The 19,678-nt window shown below is 67.8% G+C and carries 23 protein-coding genes; 16 read left to right on the forward strand and 7 right to left on the reverse strand.

What is annotated here, in order from left to right:
- Positions 1-2 precede the first annotated feature (2 nt).
- The 9 genes from RHM57_RS17950 (at position 3) to RHM57_RS17990 (ending at position 6,602) form a co-directional block, all read left to right on the forward strand.
- Complete coding sequence (locus RHM57_RS17950) at positions 3-794, forward strand: metal ABC transporter ATP-binding protein (RefSeq protein WP_134448502.1); 792 nt, start codon at positions 3-5, stop codon at positions 792-794.
- A complete protein-coding gene (locus RHM57_RS17955; protein WP_134448500.1) occupies positions 795-1,676 on the forward strand; it encodes a metal ABC transporter permease in 882 nt (293 codons plus the stop codon). It begins immediately after the preceding gene.
- Entirely contained in the window at positions 1,676-2,548 is an 873-nt protein-coding gene (locus tag RHM57_RS17960; protein WP_322189040.1) for a metal ABC transporter permease, read from the forward strand. The genes RHM57_RS17955 and RHM57_RS17960 overlap by 1 nt, the downstream gene beginning before the upstream one ends.
- Positions 2,545-2,952 carry a Fur family transcriptional regulator gene (locus RHM57_RS17965; RefSeq protein WP_134448496.1) on the forward strand — a complete coding sequence of 136 codons (408 nt, stop codon included), beginning with the start codon at positions 2,545-2,547 and terminating at the stop codon, positions 2,950-2,952. The genes RHM57_RS17960 and RHM57_RS17965 overlap by 4 nt, the downstream gene beginning before the upstream one ends.
- A 175-nt stretch (positions 2,953-3,127) precedes the next feature.
- Positions 3,128-3,364 (forward strand): 50S ribosomal protein L28, encoded by a 237-nt coding sequence (gene rpmB / locus RHM57_RS17970; protein ID WP_134448494.1) that lies wholly within the window; start codon positions 3,128-3,130, stop codon positions 3,362-3,364.
- The gene (gene rpmG / locus RHM57_RS17975; RefSeq protein ID WP_092322741.1) at positions 3,364-3,531 is read left to right on the forward strand and encodes a 50S ribosomal protein L33; all 168 of its coding nucleotides are present in this window, start codon (positions 3,364-3,366) and stop codon (positions 3,529-3,531) included. Before rpmB ends, rpmG begins: the two co-directional genes overlap by 1 nt.
- 3 nt (positions 3,532-3,534) lie before the next feature.
- Positions 3,535-3,840 (forward strand): 30S ribosomal protein S14, encoded by a 306-nt coding sequence (gene rpsN / locus RHM57_RS17980; protein ID WP_134448490.1) that lies wholly within the window; start codon positions 3,535-3,537, stop codon positions 3,838-3,840.
- A 310-nt stretch (positions 3,841-4,150) separates the two neighbouring features.
- Positions 4,151-4,438 (forward strand): HU family DNA-binding protein, encoded by a 288-nt coding sequence (locus tag RHM57_RS17985; RefSeq protein WP_134448488.1) that lies wholly within the window; start codon positions 4,151-4,153, stop codon positions 4,436-4,438.
- Between the two features lie 154 nt (positions 4,439-4,592).
- Positions 4,593-6,602 (forward strand): cytochrome c oxidase assembly protein, encoded by a 2,010-nt coding sequence (locus RHM57_RS17990; protein WP_174774570.1) that lies wholly within the window; start codon positions 4,593-4,595, stop codon positions 6,600-6,602.
- Between the two features lie 16 nt (positions 6,603-6,618).
- On the opposite strand, the gene RHM57_RS17995 is transcribed toward RHM57_RS17990, so the two are convergent.
- A complete protein-coding gene (locus tag RHM57_RS17995) occupies positions 6,619-7,695 on the reverse strand; it encodes a hypothetical protein (protein ID WP_322189043.1) in 1,077 nt (358 codons plus the stop codon).
- Between the two features lie 150 nt (positions 7,696-7,845).
- On the opposite strand from RHM57_RS17995, the gene RHM57_RS18000 reads away from it, so the two are divergent.
- Positions 7,846-9,138, forward strand: coding sequence for an ATP-dependent DNA helicase (locus RHM57_RS18000; protein WP_134448484.1), 1,293 nt, complete (start codon positions 7,846-7,848; stop codon positions 9,136-9,138).
- Positions 9,139-9,145: 7 nt separating this feature from the next.
- Here the strand turns inward: RHM57_RS18000 and RHM57_RS18005 are convergent, their stop codons facing one another.
- Positions 9,146-9,811: a hypothetical protein gene (locus tag RHM57_RS18005; protein ID WP_322141078.1), complete on the reverse strand. Its 666-nt coding sequence runs from the start codon at positions 9,809-9,811 to the stop codon at positions 9,146-9,148.
- Positions 9,812-9,882: 71 nt separating this feature from the next.
- The gene (locus tag RHM57_RS18010) at positions 9,883-10,293 is read right to left on the reverse strand and encodes a DUF4383 domain-containing protein (protein WP_134448480.1); all 411 of its coding nucleotides are present in this window, start codon (positions 10,291-10,293) and stop codon (positions 9,883-9,885) included.
- 84 nt (positions 10,294-10,377) lie between these two features.
- Here RHM57_RS18010 and RHM57_RS18015 point away from each other — a divergent pair, with 84 nt between their 5' ends.
- On the forward strand, positions 10,378-10,911 hold the full coding sequence (locus tag RHM57_RS18015; protein WP_134558137.1) for a DinB family protein: 534 nt from the start codon (positions 10,378-10,380) through the stop codon (positions 10,909-10,911).
- A gap of 72 nt (positions 10,912-10,983) precedes the next feature.
- Here the strand turns inward: RHM57_RS18015 and RHM57_RS18020 are convergent, their stop codons facing one another.
- The gene (locus tag RHM57_RS18020; RefSeq protein ID WP_134448476.1) at positions 10,984-11,250 is read right to left on the reverse strand and encodes a GlsB/YeaQ/YmgE family stress response membrane protein; all 267 of its coding nucleotides are present in this window, start codon (positions 11,248-11,250) and stop codon (positions 10,984-10,986) included.
- A 291-nt stretch (positions 11,251-11,541) separates the two neighbouring features.
- Between RHM57_RS18020 and RHM57_RS18025 the strand changes: the two genes are divergently transcribed.
- Positions 11,542-13,002 (forward strand): nitronate monooxygenase, encoded by a 1,461-nt coding sequence (locus tag RHM57_RS18025; protein ID WP_322136854.1) that lies wholly within the window; start codon positions 11,542-11,544, stop codon positions 13,000-13,002.
- 62 nt (positions 13,003-13,064) lie between these two features.
- On the opposite strand, the gene RHM57_RS18030 is transcribed toward RHM57_RS18025, so the two are convergent.
- Together RHM57_RS18030 and RHM57_RS18035 are read right to left on the reverse strand one after the other, a co-directional pair.
- Positions 13,065-13,964 carry a D-hexose-6-phosphate mutarotase gene (locus tag RHM57_RS18030; protein ID WP_322189047.1) on the reverse strand — a complete coding sequence of 300 codons (900 nt, stop codon included), beginning with the start codon at positions 13,962-13,964 and terminating at the stop codon, positions 13,065-13,067.
- A 114-nt stretch (positions 13,965-14,078) separates the two neighbouring features.
- A complete protein-coding gene (locus RHM57_RS18035) occupies positions 14,079-15,017 on the reverse strand; it encodes an NAD(P)-dependent oxidoreductase (protein WP_322189049.1) in 939 nt (312 codons plus the stop codon).
- Between the two features lie 101 nt (positions 15,018-15,118).
- Here RHM57_RS18035 and RHM57_RS18040 point away from each other — a divergent pair, with 101 nt between their 5' ends.
- The 4 genes from RHM57_RS18040 (at position 15,119) to RHM57_RS18055 (ending at position 18,636) form a co-directional block, all read left to right on the forward strand.
- Positions 15,119-16,177 (forward strand): D-2-hydroxyacid dehydrogenase, encoded by a 1,059-nt coding sequence (locus tag RHM57_RS18040; RefSeq protein ID WP_134558140.1) that lies wholly within the window; start codon positions 15,119-15,121, stop codon positions 16,175-16,177.
- Between the two features lie 19 nt (positions 16,178-16,196).
- A complete protein-coding gene (locus RHM57_RS18045) occupies positions 16,197-16,964 on the forward strand; it encodes an SDR family NAD(P)-dependent oxidoreductase (RefSeq protein ID WP_134448468.1) in 768 nt (255 codons plus the stop codon).
- A gap of 79 nt (positions 16,965-17,043) precedes the next feature.
- Positions 17,044-18,099, forward strand: a complete 1,056-nt coding sequence (locus RHM57_RS18050; protein ID WP_322189051.1) for an L-idonate 5-dehydrogenase — start codon at positions 17,044-17,046, stop codon at positions 18,097-18,099.
- Positions 18,100-18,105: 6 nt separating this feature from the next.
- A complete protein-coding gene (locus RHM57_RS18055) occupies positions 18,106-18,636 on the forward strand; it encodes a gluconokinase (protein WP_134448464.1) in 531 nt (176 codons plus the stop codon).
- Between the two features lie 24 nt (positions 18,637-18,660).
- Here the strand turns inward: RHM57_RS18055 and RHM57_RS18060 are convergent, their stop codons facing one another.
- Complete coding sequence (locus tag RHM57_RS18060; RefSeq protein WP_322189053.1) at positions 18,661-19,578, reverse strand: NAD(P)-dependent oxidoreductase; 918 nt, start codon at positions 19,576-19,578, stop codon at positions 18,661-18,663.
- Positions 19,579-19,678 lie beyond the last annotated feature (100 nt).

Consider the following 19,678-nt stretch of genomic DNA (forward strand, 5'->3'; position numbering starts at 1 on the left):
ACGTGAACGAGAACGATTCTCAACCGCGGACCGCCGCGCCGCTCGCCCTCCACGTGGCCGGGGCATCCTTCGCATACGCCCAGACGCCCGCGCTCGAAGACGTCGCCTTCGACCTGCGCGCGGGTGAGGCCGTCGCCCTGATCGGGCCGAACGGTTCGGGAAAGTCGACCCTACTCAAGGGAGTGCTCGGCCTGATCCATCGCACAGCAGGCACGGTCGAAGTGCTCGGTGAATCCCCGGCCCCCGCAGGCGCGGTCGGGTACGTGCCCCAGGCCGACGAGCTCGACCCGGAATTCCCGGTCACCCTCGAACAGGTGGTCATGATGGGGCGATACCGTTCCCTCGGCTGGCTGCGCCTGCCCGGCAAACGCGACCGCGCGCACGTCGCAGCGGCCCTCGAGGCCGTCGGCCTCTCCGAACGCGCCAGGACCCGGTTCGGCGAACTCTCCGGGGGCCAGCAGCAGCGCGGCCTCCTCGCCCGCGCCCTCGCATCCGGGCCCCGCCTGCTCCTGCTCGACGAACCGTTCAACGGCCTCGACCAGGAGAACCGCAACGCGCTCGTGGACACCGTGAAGCGACTCAAGGCCGACGGTGTTGCCGTGCTCATCTCGACGCACGACCTCGAACTCGCCCGCGACGTCTGCGAATCGGTCCTGCTGCTGAACGGCGGCCAGGTCGCCTTCGGCCCACTCGACGAGGTGCTCAGCCTTGAGAACGTCCAGCGCACCTTCCGGTCCGTCGGGGTCGAACTCGACGAGCACACCGTCGTCGTGCCCAGCCACACGGGGCACTGAGTGGATGCCTGGGGCGCGCTTCTCGACGCCTTCTCCCTGCCGTTCATGTCCCGCGCCCTCGTGGTGCTCCTCGTGCTGAGCCTCGTCGCGGGCATCGTCGGCGTGCTGGTCAACCTGCGCGGGCTCGAATTCATCAGCGACGGGCTCACCCACGCGGTGTTTCCCGGCATCGCGATCGGGTTCGTCTGGGGCGGCCGTGAGGGCCTCTTCGCGGGGGCGATCGTCGCGGCAGTGCTCACTGCGATCGTGTTGGCGGTGCTGATGCGCAAGGCTGTGCCGGTCGACGCCGCGATCGCGATCGTGTTCACGGCCATGTTCAGCATCGGCGTGATCGTCGTGTCCCGGCAGACCAACTACGTCGGCCAGCTCGAACAGCTCCTGTTCGGGCGGCTGCTCACGATCAGCGTGGTCGAGGTCGTCCAGACGATCGTGATCTGCGCGATCGCCCTCCTCCTCGTGGGAGTCACACTCAAGGAGCAACTCTTCCGCGCCTTCGACCGCACCGGGTTCTCCGCCGTCGGCTACCGGCCCTTCGTGCTCGACCTCGTGCTCAACGTGGCGATCGCGCTCGTCGTCGTCGCCGCGTCGAGCGCCGTCGGAACCCTGCTCGTGCTCGCGGTGCTGATCGTTCCCGGCGCGGTCGCACGGCTCGTGACCGTGCGCCTGTGGCTGCTGTTCCCGGTCGCGGCGGTGTTCGCCGCCGTCGCGGCGTGGCTCGGCCTCTCCCTCGGCTATGTGGCATCCGTGGGGGCCGGCATCAACCTGCCGAGCGGCGCGACCGTCGTGCTCGTACTCGTCGCCGGGTACGCCCTCGCCCTCGTCGGCCGACTCCTGCTCGACCGGCTGCGCGCGCCGCAGCCTCGGCCCGCGGCGGTGCTCTGATGGATTACTTCAGCACCGCCCTCATCGCCGCGACCGTGATCGGCGCACTCTGCGGCCTCGTCGGCTCCCTTGTCGTGCTGCGCCGGCGCACCTTCTTCGCCCAGGCCCTCACCCACGCCACCTTCCCCGGCGCGGTCGCCGCGGCCATGCTCGGGCTGAGCATTCCGCTCGGGGCTTTCGTCGCGAGCATCGCCATCGTCGGAATCATGACCGTGATCGGCCGGGTGCGCCGCCAGGGCAGCCAGGTGGCCTCTGGCATCGTCCTCACGGCGGGCTTCGCGCTCGGGGTGCTCCTGCAGGCGCTCAACCCGTCGCTGCCCGTTCACGTCGATTCGTTCCTCGTCGGATCCATCCTGACCACGACCGGTTCCGACATCGGCCTCGCCGGCGGCGTCCTCGTGGTCGCCGTTCTGGTGATCGTCTTCTTCGGCAAGGAACTGCTGTTCTCGACCTTCGATGCGAGTGGATACCGCGCGGCCGGATACCGGGAATGGCCGATGGAACTCCTGACCCTGGGCCTCATCACCGCGACCGTCGTGACCGCGATGCCCGCGGTCGGCGCGATCCTCGCGATCGCCCTGATCGCAGCCCCCGCGGCCGCCGCACGCCTGCTCGCCCGCACCACGGGGCAGATCCTCGTCGCGGCACCCGTCCTCGGGGCGACGGCCGGGATCAGCGGGGTACTGCTCTCGCGCGCCATCGACGTCGCCGCCGGGCCCGCGATCGCGCTCACCGCAGCAGCGTTCTTCCTCCTGGCTCTCGCCGTGCGTCAGATCCGCTCCCGGGCCGGCAGTTCCCGGACCGCCGCCCTGCCCACCCGGCCGGCTTCCGGTCGTGCCGCCGCCCGGGCGAGCCTAGGGTGGGAGTCATGAAGCGCAACACCTGGCAGCGCGAGGCTGTGCGCACCGCCCTCAGCGACACGGTCGGATTCGTGAGCGTGCAGGGCCTGCACACCCGCCTGCACGCCACCGGATCCCCGATCGGACTCGCGACGGTCTACCGCGCCCTCGCCGACCTCGCGGGCGAAGGCGAGGCCGACTGCTTGCAGTCGCCCGACGGCGAAAGCCTCTACCGGGCCTGCAGCACGACAGACCACCACCACCACCTGATCTGCCGGCACTGCGGCCTCACCGTCGAAATCGAAGCGGATGCCGTCGAAACCTGGGCGAAGAACGTCGCCGCCGAGCACGGCTTCACCCAGGCCGCCCACGTCGTCGACGTGTTCGGCCTGTGCGCGGCGTGCACCGCGGCATCCGCCGCCGCCGCCATCGCCTGAGCGGAGTTGCGCGGACACCCGTCGACCCGTAGAGTTGGCGGTTGCTGCGCATATCTTTGCGTGCACTGCCGGAATACATCGGCTTCGCTTTCTGAACCAGTGAAGTGGAACTGCTGTGCCCGGCCGACAAGAGATCTTGGGAAGGGCATTCGCCCTTCGGTATTGGAGGAGAACCATGGCAGCAACCTGCCAGGTGACCGGAGCCGTTCCCGGCTTTGGACACAACGTTTCGCACTCGCACCGACGCACCAAGCGTCGTTTCGACCCGAACGTACAGACCAAAAAGTACTACGTGCCTTCGTTGCGCCGTAACGTCACCCTGACCCTCTCGGTCAAGGGAATCAAGGTTATCGATGCTCGTGGCATTGAGTCGGTCGTCAAGGACCTGCTCGCCCGTGGGGAGAAAATCTAATGGCCAAGCAGCATGACGTCCGCCCGATCATCAAGCTCCGCTCGACGGCCGGCACCGGTTACACGTATGTGACCCGCAAGAACCGTCGTAACGACCCCGACCGTCTCGTGCTCAAGAAGTACGACCCCGTAGTGCGCAAGCACGTTGACTTCCGAGAGGAGCGCTAACACATGGCCAAGAAGAGCAAGATCGCCCGTAACGAACAGCGCAAGATCGTTGTTGCCCGTTACGCCGTCAAGCGCCTGGAGCTGAAGAAGGCCCTCGTCGACGAGTCCGGTACGGACGAGTCGCGCGAGGCAGCCCGCCTCGGCCTCCAGAAGCTTCCCCGCAACGCTTCGCCGGTGCGCGTGCGCAACCGCGACGCCGTCGACGGTCGCCCCCGTGGCCACCTCTCCAAGTTCGGCATCTCGCGCGTGCGTTTCCGCGACATGGCGCACCGCGGCGAGCTGCCCGGCATCACCAAGTCCAGCTGGTAACACCCGCTGAATCGCTTCGCTGAACTCCGGTTCCGCGAATGAGGGGATGTCGACTTCGGTCGACATCCCCTTTCTCGTACCCGGGCGGATGTCTCGTCGAGGGACCCCGGATTCCGCGCACAGCGGAAATGGCACTCCCGGAAGGGCAAAAAGCGCCCCAAGATGCCGAAAAACGCCGGAAATACGCGGAAGTTCCCGGAACTCTGTTAGATTCAACGCGGTCCAACCGACCAACGGATGCGCCTTCTGGCGTCGCCCGCATTACCCGCATACCTGTTTTTTACAGACGAAGGTCCGAGGAGGACACTCAATGGCTGACAAGTCGCTGAACAAGACCGAGCTCGTTGCCAAGGTTGCCGCAGACTCTGGCCAGAGCCAGGTTGCCGTCGACAGCGTGCTCAACGCATTCTTTGCCGCACTCGCCGAAACCGTCGCGAGCGACGGCAAGGTCACCATCCCGGGCTGGCTCGGCGTCGAGCGCACCGCCACCGCGGCGCGCACCGGCCGCAACCCGCAGACCGGCGAAGAAATCGCCATCGCAGCAGGCCACCGCGTCAAGCTGACCGCCGGCAGCAAGCTGAAGGCCGCCGCCAAGTAACATCGGCACCCGTTCCACCTGCTTCACCCGCTTCATCTGCTTCACCTGCTTCATACAGAGGAGGGCGTCGGCTTCGGCCGGCGCCCTCCTCTGCGTCCGGTCCGTGGCATCCGCTCTCGGCATACCCACCCGGCTGGCCGGTTAAGCTGGAGCCGTGCCTCGTCTCGTGCGGATCTCCGGTCCTGCAGCCCTCCTCCTGGTGGCCGTGCTCTCGACCCTGCTGGCCCTCGCCTACGGCGGCGGCGCTGCTGCGCAACTGCTCGCAGACCCGGGGCCGCTCGTGCGCTGGGGACTCCCGGTGGCGAAGCTGCTCGTCAACCTCGGTGCTGCGGGCACGATCGGCGCCCTCGTGCTCGCCTGCTTCGCGCTCAGCCCCCGCGAGAACGCATACGGCACCTCGCTCGACTTCGCCGCGGGAGCCGCGGCACTCTTCACCGCCGCCTCCGCTCTCACCGGGTTCCTGACCTTCCTGCAGGTGACGGATGTCCCGTTGGCCTTCGACGACCGCTTCAGCGCGACCGCCGGCCAGTTCTTCAGCCAGATCGAACTCGGCCAGGCCTGGCTCGCGACCACGCTCATCGCCGCGGGCGTCACGGTGCTGTGCTTCGCGGTGCGCAGCCAGACCGGGCTCGTTTTCGTCACGGCCCTCGCGATCGGCGCCCTCGTTCCGATGGCGCTCCAGGGCCACGCAGCGGGCAGCCAGGGCCACGACGTCGCGATCACGGCACTCGGACTGCACCTCGTGTTCGCGGCGATCTGGCTCGGCGGGCTCCTGACGGTCGTCGTGCTCCGCAAACAGCTCGAGGGCACGCGTATCAACGCCGTCATCGGCCGCTATTCGACGCTCGCCCTCGTGAGTTTCATCGTCGTCGCGGCCTCCGGTTACGTCAGCGCCGAACTGCGGATCGGCAGCATCGACCGGCTTCTGACGCCGTACGGCATCCTCGTGCTCGTGAAGGTCGTCGCCCTCATCACGCTCGGCGGTTTCGGTGTGTTGCAGCGCCGGTTCCTCGTCGAGCGGATGCGCCGGGCCACGCTCGCGGGACCGGGCGCCGCCGGCCGCAGCGCGGGCACCTGGTTCTGGTGGCTCGTGGTCGGCGAGCTCGCTTTCATGGGACTCGCCTCAGGGGTTGCTGCGGCGCTCGCCCGTACCGCGACCCCGGTCGCCCAGGTCGTGGCGACCCAGGTCGCCACCTCGACCCCCGCGCAGATCCTCACCGGCGAGCTGCTGCCGCCAGAGCTGACCTTCGCCCGGTACTTCACCGAGTGGGACTTCGACCTGGCCTGGGTGCTGTTCTGCGCCTTCGGGATCTTCTTCTACCTGGCCGGGGTCTACCGGTTGCACAAGCGCGGTGACTCCTGGCCTGTCTACCGGACCGTGTCCTGGGTGGTGGGGATGCTCATCCTCTTCTACATCACCAACGGCGGCGCCAACCTGTACGCGAAGTATCTGTTCTCGTCGCACATGCTGATGCACATGGCGCTCACCATGCTGGTGCCGGTGTTCCTCGTGCCCGGCGCCCCGATCACCCTTGCCGCCCGGGCCATCCACAAGCGCACCGATGAGAGCCGCGGAGCCCGCGAGTGGATCCTCCTCGCGGTGCACTCCCGGTACGCGGGCGTCCTGACGAACCCGATCGTCGCCGCAGTGCTCTGGGCCGGCTCCCTCTGGGTGTTCTACTACTCGAACCTGTTCAGCTGGGCGACGACCGACCATATCGGGCACGAGTGGATGGTCGTGCACTTCCTGATCACCGGGTACCTGTTCGTGCAGTCCCTGATCGGCATCGACCCGGTGCCGTACCGGCTGCCCTACGCCTTCCGGCTGCTGCTGCTGCTCGGCACGATGGCGTTCCACGCCTTCTTCGGGGTCGCCCTGATGACCGGGACGGGCCTGCTCCTCGCCGACTGGTACGGCGCGATGGGCCGTACCTGGGGGGTCAGTGCGATCGCCGACCAACAGCTGGGCGGCGGCATCGCCTGGAGCGTCGGCGAGATCCCGACGATCGCGCTGGCGATCGCCGTCGCGATCCAGTGGTCCCGCAGTGACGAGAAGGAAACCCGGCGCAAGGACCGCAACGCCGACCGGACCGGCGAGGCCGAGCTCATCCGCTACAACGCCCAGCTCGAGCGGCTCGCCTCGCGCGACACCCGGCAGCCCTAGTCCCTGCCGGAATCGGTCAGCGGAGCTGGATCGCGAGCGACCCGTCGGCCCCGACCACGACCTGGATCGCGACCGCGAACGGAACATCCTCATCCCGGGTGCTGAGGTCCCCGTCGAAGAGCGACTGCACGGCGACCTTGATGTGCGCCCTGCCTGCCGTCGCCGGCATGTCGAAGGCGGTGTCCCCGGCGGCGAGCGTCACGGCCGGGTATTCGGGAATCGACCAGGTCGGCACCGACTTGACCCTGTCGTTGATCTCGATCCCGAAGGGGCAATCAGAGGGCTGCAGGACTGTCTGCGTCGCGCAGGAATCGAGGAAGGCGTTGAGCTCCGACTGGACCTGCCCGACGAAGGACGCGTTCGGTTCGGCGTCGACCGAGACATCCGTCGCCCCGGACTGCGTGACGGGAACCGACTGCGGCGCCGCGGTCAGCAGGGCCGACTCGTGCGCGATCGTGTACCGGGCCGGGGCGAACGCGAGGTACGCGGCCTGGTTCGAGAACGTCACCGGGCCGTCGGCCGCCGCGTGCGCGCGCGTGTCGAGGGTGAGGCCGTTGACCGAGAAACTCGCCTCGTGCAAGACCGTGACGCCGAGCACCGCGAGGGGGCTGGTGTCGAAGCGCCACGAGTCGAAGACCGCCGCGTACGTTCCCGCCCTGGCCACCCGGAACTCCATCGTCTCCGGAGCACCGTCGAGGTCGAAGGCGTAGATCACGCTGTGCACCTCGGCGGTGCCGGTGCCTGTGCCTGTGTCGGCGGCGTCCGGCTGCACGGTGTCGCTGACGAGCCTGATCGCGGTGATCGAACTGAGCACGGATGCCCGCAGCAGCGTGTCGGGAAGTTCCGTCGGCAGGCCCGCCGCCGTCAGCTCTGCCGTGGTCGGGGTCACCCCCGGCAGGGTGAGTGCGCTCGCGGTGTCGTGTCTGGCCAGGGCGTCGAGGTACTGGCGCACAAAACCACCCGCGCTGTACACCTCGCGGTTGAGCGAACCGATCGCCGCGAACAGCGCGGCGACGAGGAGGACGACAACCACGACGACGGCGACGAGGGTTCGGCCCCGGTCGCGCGGGGCCGTGCGGTCGCGGTTGCTCACGTCCACATTCTACGGGCGCGATTCTGAGGTGCCGGCGTGCGTGGGTGCGGGACGGGAGCTGCGATGTCCATGGATGCCCGGCATCCGCCCCCGGCACCGGCCCGGGCGGATACAGTGGAATGTTCCCTCCATTCCTACTGAAAGCGACCCGTGTCCCCGATTTCGTTGTCGCGTGAGCAGGCCGAGGTCTACCAGGCCATCGAGAACACGCGCCAGAATGTCTTCGTGACGGGGCGCGCCGGCACCGGCAAGTCGACGCTGCTGAACCACCTGTCGTGGAACACCAGCAAGCAGATCGTGATCGCCGCCCCGACCGGTGTCGCGGCGCTCAACGTGGGCGGGCAGACGATCCATTCGCTCTTCCGGCTGCCGATCGGGGTCATCGCCGACCACGCGATCGACCAGAACGACCAGGTCAAGAAGCTGCTCAACACGATCGACACCGTCGTGATCGACGAGGTCTCGATGGTCAACGCCGACCTGATGGACGCGATCGACCGCAGCCTCCGGCAGGCCAGGCAGCGCCCGAACGACAGCTTCGGCGGCGTGCAGATCGTCTTGTTCGGCGACCCGTACCAGCTCGCGCCCGTCCCCGGCGATTCCGACGAGCGGGCGTACTTCACCGACACCTACCGGTCGATGTGGTTCTTCGACGCGAAGGTCTGGAAGGGCGCTGAACTGCGCATCTTCGAACTGACCGAGGTGCACCGGCAGCGGGATGCCGACTTCCGGCACATGCTGAACGCCGTGCGCTACGGGCAGGTCACCGCGGAGATCGGCGGCGCGCTCAACGCAGCGGGCGCCCGCACCCCGCCTGCAGAGGGCGTGATTACCCTCGCCACCCGCAACGACGCGGTCAACCGGATCAACGCGGCCGCGCTCAAACGACTGCCGGGCAAGGCGCTCACCGCGAAGGCAGAGGTCACCGGTGACTTCGGCGGCCGCACCTATCCAGCGGACGCGGTGCTCGAGCTCAAGGTGGGCGCCCAGGTGATGTTCCTGCGCAACGACTCTCCGCTCGACGGCGGCGCGCGCTGGGTCAACGGCAGCATCGGCACGGTCACGAAGGTGGATTCGACGGTCTACGTCGAGATCGACGGCACGACGCACGAGGTGGAGCCGGCCGTGTGGGAGAAGTACAAGTACAGCTACAACCAGGCGACGAAGAAGCTCAGCAGGGACGTCGTCGCCGAGTTCACCCAGTTCCCGCTGCGGCTGGCCTGGGCGGTCACCATCCACAAGTCCCAGGGCGCGACGTACGAACGGGCGATCGTCGACCTCGGCACCAGGGTCTTCAGCCCCGGCCAGACCTACGTTGCCCTCAGCCGGCTGACCGGCCTCGACGGGCTCTACCTCACCCGGCCGCTGCGGCCGAGCGACATCATCGTCGACGAGGACGTGCAGCGGTTCATGGGCAGCCAGGGCGCCCTGCCCGCGTCCTGACCCGCGGCTAGTGGTGGTGGCCGGCCGGGGTCTCGGGGGTAGGGGCCGAGGGAAGACCGTGCGAGCCGTGCGGGACGGCGTGCGCGCCGGCATCCGTCGCGGCCAGCGCCGGTGTGGTGAGCCCGGAGACGACGAGGGCGGCGAGCGTGAGAGCCGCGAGGAAGCGCCACCCGCCGGCCGTCTCACCCGCTGGGGTGTGTGCCGAATCCAGGACGTGGTGCCTGATTCGGGTTGGCTCGGGGCGATTCGGGCCGGATTCGGCCTGAACTCCTGAATTCGGAACGCGCTCGGTGGTGGTGGTGCCGGTGCTGGCGGCGCGGCGGGTGCGGCGCAGGGCGAGTGCAAGGGAGCCGGCCAGGAAGAGGTCGAAGAGGGTTGCGGTGGCCATCGGCTGGAGCGGGAGGCCGGTCGCGGTCGCCGGCACGCCGAGGCCGCTGCCGAGGGTTGCGACGGCGCCCCAGACAAAGACAGGGATCAGGGCTCCGAAGAGCGCTGCCCCGGGGGCGAGTGCCCGCCCCCGGACCAGCGTTACGGCGCCCCAGCCGAGCTCGGCAGCGCCGAGCCCGACCAGGGTGATCATGAGGAGCACCGGGGCGCTCGCACCCACGGCGAGGTGGATCGTTCCCGCGCCGATGGCGGCAGAGGAGAGCCAGAGGCGGCTGATCGGGGTCATCGAAGCTCCTGTTCGTGGATGCGTGGTGCGGCGTGCTGCGTGGCGAATGCGGGTGTGGAGCGGCCGGCGGTTCAGGCGACCGCGGAGTGGCGGACGACCTTGTCGGCGGCGAGGCCCGCACCGAGCAGCACGATCGCACTGGCGAGGTGCAGGAAGTGGTCTGGCGTGTTGAGGGCGAGGATGTTGAGCTCCGAGCCAGCGATGAAGAACCCGACGATGCCGAGGAGCAGGTAGACCGCGCCGATCGTGGTGTTGACGGACTTGGCCGCGGTGACGCCCGAGAGGCCGGCGATGAGCAGTGCGGCGCCGATCAGCAGGTGGGCGACGTTGTGCAGCGGGTTGACGGCGAAGAGGCCGAGCAGGAGCCCGCCCTGGGTGGCGATGAAGCTGACCCCACCCGTGACGGCGAAGCCGAGCAGGCCGACGAGCAGGTAGACGGCTCCGAAGACGGTGGCGACGAGGCGGTTCGGTGAAGTGCGCATGAGATTTCCTCCTGGTAGAGACCGCGGGGGTGCGGTTGCCAGTAGTTCGGAATGAACCTCACAGCGGATTGGTAGGCTCGCGGCATGAATATTCCCCCGGACACCAAGGACTGGACCTGGGTGCTCGAGCGCCCCTGCCCCGAGTGCGGTTTCGTCGCCGCGGATGTCGTCTTCGAGGACATCCCACGGTTGATCCGCGAGAACGCCGCGGCCTGGCTGCCCGTGCTCGAGCGAGCGGATGTCGCGGTGCGGCCGAGCGAGCACACCTGGTCCGCCCTGGAGTACGCCGCCCATGTTCGCGATGTGTTCCGTATTTTCACCGTCCGGCTCGCGCTGATGCGCTCGGAGGACGACCCCCTGTTCCCGAACTGGGACCAGGACGCGACGGCCGTGGCGGAACGGTACGGCGAGCAGGCCCCGGAACGGGTCGCCGTCGAACTGGCCGAGGCCGCGGCATCCGCGGCCGTTGCGTTTACCGCGGTCCCCGCCGCCGAACTCGGTCGGGTCGGCAGGCGCAGCGACGGCGCCCGGTTCACTGTGACGACGATGGGACAGTACTTCGTGCATGACCCGGTGCATCACCTGCACGACGTCACCGCGGTGTCAGAGCACCGCTAGAGTCGCGGCTGCCGTTTCTGAGGCGGGCAGCGCAGGTGACGGTGGTGATGCACCGGGCGTGTGCGGCCGCCGCTACGCGGTGTGCCTCCGGTTGACGACGGCGCCATAGATCAGCAGCACGATGATCGACCCTGCAATGGCGAGCAACCAGCTGGACAGCTGGAAGAAATCGCCGATGCCGACGCCGAAGAGGAGGGACCCGAGCCAGCCGCCGAGGATCGCGCCCACCACTCCGAGGAGCAGGGTCACGAACCAGCCGCCGCCCTGGGTGCCGGGCAGGATGGCCTTGGCGATCGCGCCGGCGATCAGGCCGAGAAGTAGAAATCCGATGAAACTCATGTCAAGCGTCCTTTCGCTTACAAGCGTTGTCTCACATGGTGTGTCATCACATGCCTGCCCGCAGACTCTGGCGCGGGTGCAGGCCAACCTCCATCTCCGTCTTACTCATCGAGTCTGCCACGATCCGGTATCCCGGTCACGGGGTCGCGGCCCGAATGCAACCCGATTCGGGAATATGCCGTGAGTTACGATTGCCCTGCGCCCTGCAACTGATCACCCCCGGTCTCAGCGACTGCAGTGGCACCCCCGTTCTCGCGGCGGACGCCCCGGCGCAGATCGACGGAGGCCCTCTTGTCCGACAGAACACTGCCCGTGGTCATCCAGGGCGGCATGGGCATGGCCGTCTCGTCCTGGCGGCTCGCCAATGCGGTGGCCCGCACCGGCCAGCTCGGCGTCGTCTCCGGCGTCGCCCTCGACTCCGTCCTCACACGCAGGCTTCAGGACGGCGACGCCGGCGGACACATCCGCCGGGCGCTCGCCGCGTTCCCGGTTCCCGCACTGGTCGGGCCCGTTCTCGAGCGCTACTTCCAGGCCGAGGGCCGCGCGGAGGGCGAGCCGTACCTTCCCGTACCCAAACTGTCCCTGAAGCCCACCCGCGAGCAGCAGGAGCTCAGCGTGCTCGGCAACTTCACCGAGGTCTGGCTGGCCAAGGAGGGCCACACCGGGATCGTCGGGATCAACTACATGGAGAAGGTGCAGATGGCGACCCCGCCGGCCGCACTCGGCGCCATGCTCGCCGGGGTCGACTACGTCCTGATGGGCGCCGGCATCCCGCGCCAGATCCCGCACCTCCTCGATGAGCTCGCCGCCGGCCGGGTCGGCACGATCGACATCGACGTGCACGGGGCCGAAGCGGATGCCGTCCACACCGTGAGCGTGGATCCCGTCGACGTCCTCGGGCTGACGCCGGAGACCTTCCCGCCGCTACTCCGCCCGTTCTTCCTCGCCATCGTCTCGGCGCACGTGCTCGCGTTCTACCTCGCGCGCGATGCGGACATCCGCCCGGACGGGTTCATCATCGAGGGCCCGACGGCAGGCGGGCACAACGCGCCCCCGCGCGGCCGGCTCACCCTTGACGACGACGACCAGCCGATTTACGGCCCGCGCGACGACGCGAACATCGTCAAGATCGCCGAACTCGGCCTGCCGTTCTGGCTCGCCGGCGGCTACGGGCAGCCGGAACGCCTCGCCGTCGCGCTCGCCGCGGGAGCACAGGGCGTGCAGGTCGGCACCCTGTTCGCGCTCAGCCAGGAGTCCGGCCTCGCCCCCGAACTGCGCGACCAGGTGCTCGGCCGCCTCGACGCGACGGAGCTCTCGATCCGCACCGACGCCGCCGCCTCGCCGACGGGATTCCCGTTCAAGGTGGCCCAGCTGCCGGGCACGTTGTCCGAACCGGCGGTCTACGCCGACCGGGTGCGTCTCTGCGACCTCAGCTACCTGCGCGAGCCCTATGCGAAGAAGGACGGCACGGTCGGGTTCCGCTGCCCGAGCGAACCCGTGCACATGTACGTGCGCAAGGGAGGCACCGCCGAGGATGCTGCCGGCCGCGCCTGCCTCTGCAACGCGCTCACCGCGACCGTCGGCCTCGGCCAGACCCGCAAGACCGGCTACGTCGAGGCGCCGCTGCTGACGCTCGGCAACGACATCGACGGGGCCGCCGTGCTCCTCGCTGCACATCCGGAAGGGTGGAGCGCCGCGGACGCCATCGGCTGGCTGCTCCGCGACGCCCCGGTCTCCCCGACCGCCTCCTGACCACTACCTTTCCGGTCGAGAGTGCCCGTTACAGCGGTCACTCTCGACCGGAAAGGTGACTCTCAAGCTGCTTCAGTGACGGTGAACTCCGCTGTCATCGTGTGGCTCGTGCCGGGGGCGAGGGTGATCGCGGCTGCGCCCACGTTGCAGGTCTCGACGCAGACCATGCCGGTCCATTCCTGGGAGCCGAAGTCCGCCATTGCCGCGGCCTTGTCGATCCATGGGTTCCAGACGACGGTGCTCTCGGAGCCGGTCTTCGCGACGGCGATGCTGCGCGTCCCGTCCTTGATGACCGTGGTGGCCGTGGTGCCGGGGTAGACCCGGTCGGTCTCCGCCACGAAGCCGACGGGGCCGTCGGCCCCTGGCTCGAGCGTGCCGCCTGAGACCTTGTCGAGGAACGGGGCGCCCTCGAGCCCGGTGACCGTCGTCCGGTGGATGTCGTCGATCGCGAAGTAGCTGTGCAGCGCCTCCTCGACGGTCACGGCCACCGTGTCCCGGTTGGTCACGGTCAGCTCGAGGCGGAGCGTCGCACCGACGGTCACGGTGTAGCGGGCTTCGAACGGATGCGGCCACGCCGACGCGCGCGTCGCGGGCGAGTCCGTCAGGTGGAAGGTCAGCACCACATCGTCAGCGACCTCGGCGGCGCCGGACAGCTGCCACTCGGTCACGCGGGCGAACCCGTGGGCCGGCGCCGTCGTATCCGCTGCGTTCGGACCGAACCAGGGGAAGCAGATCGGGATTCCGCCGCGGATGGCGGTGCCCGGGGTGAAGCGGCTCGCCGCGCTCATCCAGAGCACGGGGGCTCCGCCGGCCGGAACCCACGAGGCGACGTGCGCACCGTGCAGGTACACCTCGGCCGACCCGGCGCGGCCGGTGACACGGACGATGGGGAGCCCGCCGACGCCGGGGGCGAGGTGGACGGACGCCGGCAGGACGGGAAGTGCTGTGGGAATGGTTGACATGGGAAACCTCCAGGGTTCACCTGATTTTCCCACAGTGGGACTGTTGATGAGCGGGCGCGATTCTCAGCCGGTGCCTGCCCGCTGTGTGGCAGACATCGGACCATCAGGGTGCGGTTAGGCGACTGCGACCGGTGGCGGGTTCTTCGACTCGACATAGGCCCGCGTGACCGCAATGTCCTGGTCGCCGAAACCGTGTGCGGTGAGATCGGTGAAGGTGTCGAGCAGCAGACGCAGCTGAGCGGCATCGGTGCCGGTTCGATCGGCTTCTTCGAGTGCGTAGCGGAGGTCCTTGATCATGTACCTGGCGACTCCGGACGGGCGATAGTCCGCGTCGACGATACGCCGCTTCCGGCTGTCCAGGACCCGACTGCCCGCGTACCCGTTTTCGAGAAGGTCGAAGAGGGCGCCGAGGTCGAGGCCGCTCCGTTCCGCCAGGACCGCAGCTTCGCCGAGCGCCAGAATATTCGCCGCCACGATGAGTTGATTGCAGAACTTGGCGATTGCGCCGGCACCGAGCGGACCGAGGTGCGCCGGGGTCCCGATGGCCCGTAACACGGGCAGTGCGAGGTCGACATCGTCAGCGCTGCCGCCGACCATAATCGAGAGTGTCCCCGCGACCGCACCGTCTTCGCCGCCGCTCACAGGGGCATCGACGACGTGGAGGAGACCGTTGGTCTCAGTTGCGAGCCTGTCCGCGAGCTCACGGATGCCGGACGCGGAGGACGTGGAGGAAATCACCAACAAAGTGAGGGTCGTGATACCCGAAACGATACCGTCGGGGCCGTTCAGAACCTGTTCAAGTTGCGGAAGGTCCGGGAGCATGTCGACGATGATGTCGGCCTGTTCAGCGAGCCGCCGCGGGGATTCCGCCCAGGAGGCTCCCGAATCCAAGAGTTCGGAATAGCGTTCGCGTCCTCGGTCGCTGATGACAACGTTCCAGGAGGCTGCAGGGCTGCGCAGGAGGCTTGCAGCCATCGGGCGGCCCATCACTCCCAATCCAATGACTCCGACAGTAAGCGAATTTGCAGCAGGAAAACTACGTTGGTTTGACATGTCGTTCACTCTAGCGAACTCTGTTCAGTAGGATGGATGCAGCTTGACATTCAGGAGCGCCGCACACCGACCCCTATTCGGCGCAGAAAAGGGTAAATACAGTGATCGAATCAGATACTCGCCTTCGAGTCGTTGTCGCGGCTCCACTGTCCGAGGAACTATGCCACCGCATCGAAACGGGTGAACCCCGCCTGCAGCTCATCCGCGATCAGGAGCTGTTGCCCCCGCAGCGCCATCCCGGCGATTTCAACGGCGACCCTTCCTTCCACCGCACTGCTGCGCAGCAGGAGCGCTTCACGGCCCTCGTCGATAGCGCGGACGTGCTCTACGGCATCCCGGACGTCGATTCCGCGGCACTGAAGAAGACCGTCGGAGTCAACCCGCGCTTGCGCTGGGTGCAAACCATGGCGGCGGGCGGCGGCGGACAGGTTGCCGCCGCAGAGCTCAGCGCGGCGCAGCTGGAACGGGTTGCCTTCACGACTTCCGCCGGCGTGCATGGCGGTCCCCTCGCCGAATTCGCACTCTTCGGGGTGCTCGCCGGCGCCAAGTCATTGCCGCGCCTCCTTGCCCAGCAGCACGACCACACCTGGAGTGGCCGCTGGACCATGGGGCTTGTGAGTGAGCAGACGGTCCTTGTCGCCGGTCTCGGTGGCATCGGTGCCGGAGTCGCTTCCCGTCTTGCCGCACTCGGCGCACGCGTGATCGGCACGACCCGTGGCTCGCAGGACATCCCGGGAGTCTCCCGCTTCATCCAGCCCGAAGAAATCCCCTCCGTGGCGCACGAGCTGGATGCTGTCGTCGCGACCCTGCCCGGGACCGCTGCGACCAACGGACTCTTCGGCAGCGACTTCTTTTCCCGGATCAAGCCGGGCGCGACCGTCGTGAACGTGGGACGTGGGACCGTCATCGACCAGGACGAACTGTTGCGTGCGCTGCGGAACGGCCGGGTCGGGTTCGCGGCCCTCGACGTGTTCGCCGAAGAACCCCTCGCCACCGACAGCCCATTCTGGGATCTGCCGAACGTCCTGGTCAGCCCGCACACCGCCGCTCTCAACGCTGCAGAGGACCGGCTGATCGCCGAGCTCTTCACCCGCAATGCCACTCGCTTCCTCGACGGACAACCCCTGATAAACCGGGTCGATACCGTCGAGTTCTACTGAAAGACACAGGAGAGAACTGATGAACACGCTATTTGACGTCTCGGGGAAGACGGCACTCGTCACGGGATCGAGCCGAGGAATCGGACTTGCGCTCGCGGGCGGCCTCGCGGACGCGGGAGTGCGGGTTGTCGTCCACGGACGCAACCGCGATCAGGTTGACGCGGCCCGCTCCGGGCTGGAGAAATCCGGCCGGGTGGAAACGATCGCATCCACCTTCGACATCACCGACCCGGCCGCCGTCGCCGATGGAATCGCGGCGATCGAGAATGAGTGGGGTGTGCTGGACATCCTGGTCAACAACGCCGGAATTCAGCGCAGGGCCCCGTTCACCGAGTTCACCTTCACTGACTGGAACGACATCGTCGCGACCAACCTCACCGGTGCATTCCTGGTCGGCCAGCAGGCCGCTCGAGGGATGGTGACCCGCGGCAGCGGCAAGATCGTGAATATCGGATCGGTGCAAAGCCAGCTCGGGCGAGCAGGCATTGCGCCATACGCTGCGACCAAGGGCGGAATCTCGATGCTGACGAAGGGCATGTGTGCTGATCTTGCGGTCAGCGGCATCCAAGTGAACGCCCTCGCGCCCGGGTATTTCGCGACCGAGCTCACGAAGGCTCTGGTCGCGGACGAGGCCTTCAGCTCCTGGGTGCGCACGCGAACACCTGCCGGACGCTGGGGCGATGTCGCAGACCTGGTCGGCACCCTGATCTACCTCGTGTCGCCCGCGTCGGACTTCGTCAACGGGCAGACGATCTTCGTCGACGGCGGAATGACCGCCGTGGTGTGACGAGACCCGGTCAGCAACCTGGCCTGCGCACAGCGGATTCAGCGAACGGAACCACATTCACAGGACAGAGGAGTCCAACATGTCGAATATTCACACCGGCGTTCTCGGCGTTGTCGCCCACGCCAAGGGAGACCTTCGGGTCGAGGCCATCGGAGAGCCGCGGCCTGAGGCTGATGAGGCGGTCGTTGAGGTCGCCTTCGGTGGCATTTGCGGATCAGACCTGCACTACTGGCTCGATGGGGCGGCCGGAGAATCCATTCTCCGAGAGCCGCTTCTGCTCGGGCATGAAATCGTCGGAACGGTCGTCACGTCGGCCGCAGACGGATCCGGACCCGTTGCCCGGACCCGTGTCGCGGTACACCCCCTGACGCCGGGGCCGGGTGATGGCAGTCGCTATCCGATCGAGCGGCCGAATCTTGCACCGGGCGGGACCTATCTCGGCAGTGCTGCCCGGTTCCCGCACCGGTCGGGTGCATTTGCCAGGCGGGTCGCGCTGCCCAGCCGGATGCTGCGGAAACTCCCGAAGGGGCTGTCGCTTCGCGACGCCGCTCTCGTGGAACCGGCCGCCGTTGCGTGGCACGCCGTTGGGCGAGCAGGCGAGGTGCGCGGCAGACGAGCTCTCGTTGTCGGGTGCGGTCCGATCGGGTCGCTCGTGATCGCCGTGCTGCGGCACCATGGCGCAGCGGAGATCATCGCGGTCGACACGGTCGAGCCGCCCCTGTCGAGGGCGCGCCTGCTCGGTGCGACCCAAACGCTCCTCGCCACCGATGCGGACGCGATTGCGCGCGTCGACGCCGATATCGTGATCGAGTCGTCCGGCAACTACCGGGGACTCGAATCGGCGGTGCGCGGTGCCACCCGTGGAGGACGCATCGTGATGGTCGGACTGCTGCCGTCCGGCGAGCAGCCGGCCCTGATCTCGCTGGCGATCGTCCGCGAGCTGGAACTCGTCGGATCGTTCCGGTTCAATGACGAGATCGACGAGGTCGTGGCCGCTCTCGCCGACGGCTCCCTCGACGTCGGCGGAATCGTGACCCAGGTCTTCCCCGTTGGTGAGGCCGCTGCGGCCTTCGAAATCGCCCGCGACCCCGCTGCATCCGGCAAGGTCTTACTCAGCTTCGAAGAACGGGACTAGAACGCCATGATCAACTCCGTCCAACATCCGCTTGTCGTCGTGATGGGAGTGTGCGGTGCGGGCAAGTCGACAGTCGGTGAACAGCTTTCGCGGGCCATCGGCGAGTCGTTCATCGACAGCGACGTGCTCCACCCCGCGGCCAATATCGCCAAAATGGCCGCAGGCCGTCCCCTCGACGACGCGGACCGGATGCCGTGGCTCTCGCTCGTCGGCGGCGCCCTTTCCGCCGCGCGAGCCGATGGCCAGGGGCTCGTCATTGCATGCTCCGCGCTCAAACGGAGCTATCGGGACGCGATTCGTGCCGAGGCGCCTGGAACGTACTTCGTGCACCTTTCTGGTACTCCTGAATTACTGGCGGCGCGCCTCCGCGACCGCGGAGGACATTTCATGCCGCCTGAGCTTTTGGAGTCCCAACTCCGTACTCTTGAGCCGCTCTGCGACACCGAGGAGGGAACCGTCGTCGACATCGCCGCAGGGGTCAGCGAAATTGTTGCCGCTGCGGTCACGTCCCTGCGGGTTCCGGCGGTGTCTCAGTAGCTGCCGAAGCCTCGACCAATGAAATCAAAGACTGCCGACGTATCGGTGGATGACGGCGAGATCCTGGTCTCCGAGGCCCGCTTCGGTCAACCGTAGGAAGGATTCCCGCACGGCGGCCAGGGTCGGGGCCACCGTGCGGGTATCTGCAGCAGCGGCTGCCGCGAAACTCAGGTCCTTGACCATGAATTTGGCCGCCCCTGTTGGCGTGTAGTCGCGCTCGACGAGCCGTCGACCCTTCGTCTCCAGAACGCGGCTGCCCGCATAGCCGCCCTGGAGAAGGTCCAACAGGGCGCCAAGGTCAAGGCCTGAGCGTTCGGCGATCACGCTCGCTTCGGCGATCGCGCTCATTGTCGCAGCGACGATGAGCTGGTTGCAGGCTTTGGCCACGGCGCCGGCTCCAAGTGGCCCCAGTCTCAATGGGGACCCACAGGCGCTGAGGACCGGCAGGACGCGTGCGACGGGTTCGACGTCGCCGCCGACCATGATCGAGAGTATTCCTGCTTCCGCGCCTTCGGTGCCGCCGCTGACGGGGGCGTCGACAAGAACCATTCGCCCGTGCGTACCGTGACGGAGTCGAGCGTCGACCGTGCGCAGTCCGGCAGCTGAGACCGTGGCCGAGACGACCACGACAAGCTCCGTGGACGCTTCGGCGACGCCGTCTGGCCCGAAAAGAACCTCCTCCACCTGAGGCAAATCGGGAACCATGAGGATGAGGACGTCCGACTGCTCCGCGAGTTCGCGCGGCGTGCCTGCCCATGCCGCTCCGGCTGCCAGTAGCGCCGCAGAACGTTCTCGTGATCGCCCCGTGACCGTGACTTTGCGGATGTGCCTGTCCGGTCCGCTGGCGCGGAGCAGGTTCAGGGCCATGGGCAACCCCATGTTTCCCAGCCCGATCATTCCCACGGATACAGGACCTGATTCGGCGGGGGGCAACGTTGACATTTGAACAGCATACAGAACCGCATTCACCACTGTGGATGGTGGTCGCCCCGTGAAAGTGGGCGACTGGTACCATCGGGGTGTGTTTCGGCTGCCGCCATGC

The organism is Cryobacterium sp. 10S3 (genome assembly GCF_034344045.1).
Classification (GTDB): domain Bacteria; phylum Actinomycetota; class Actinomycetes; order Actinomycetales; family Microbacteriaceae; genus Cryobacterium; species Cryobacterium glucosi.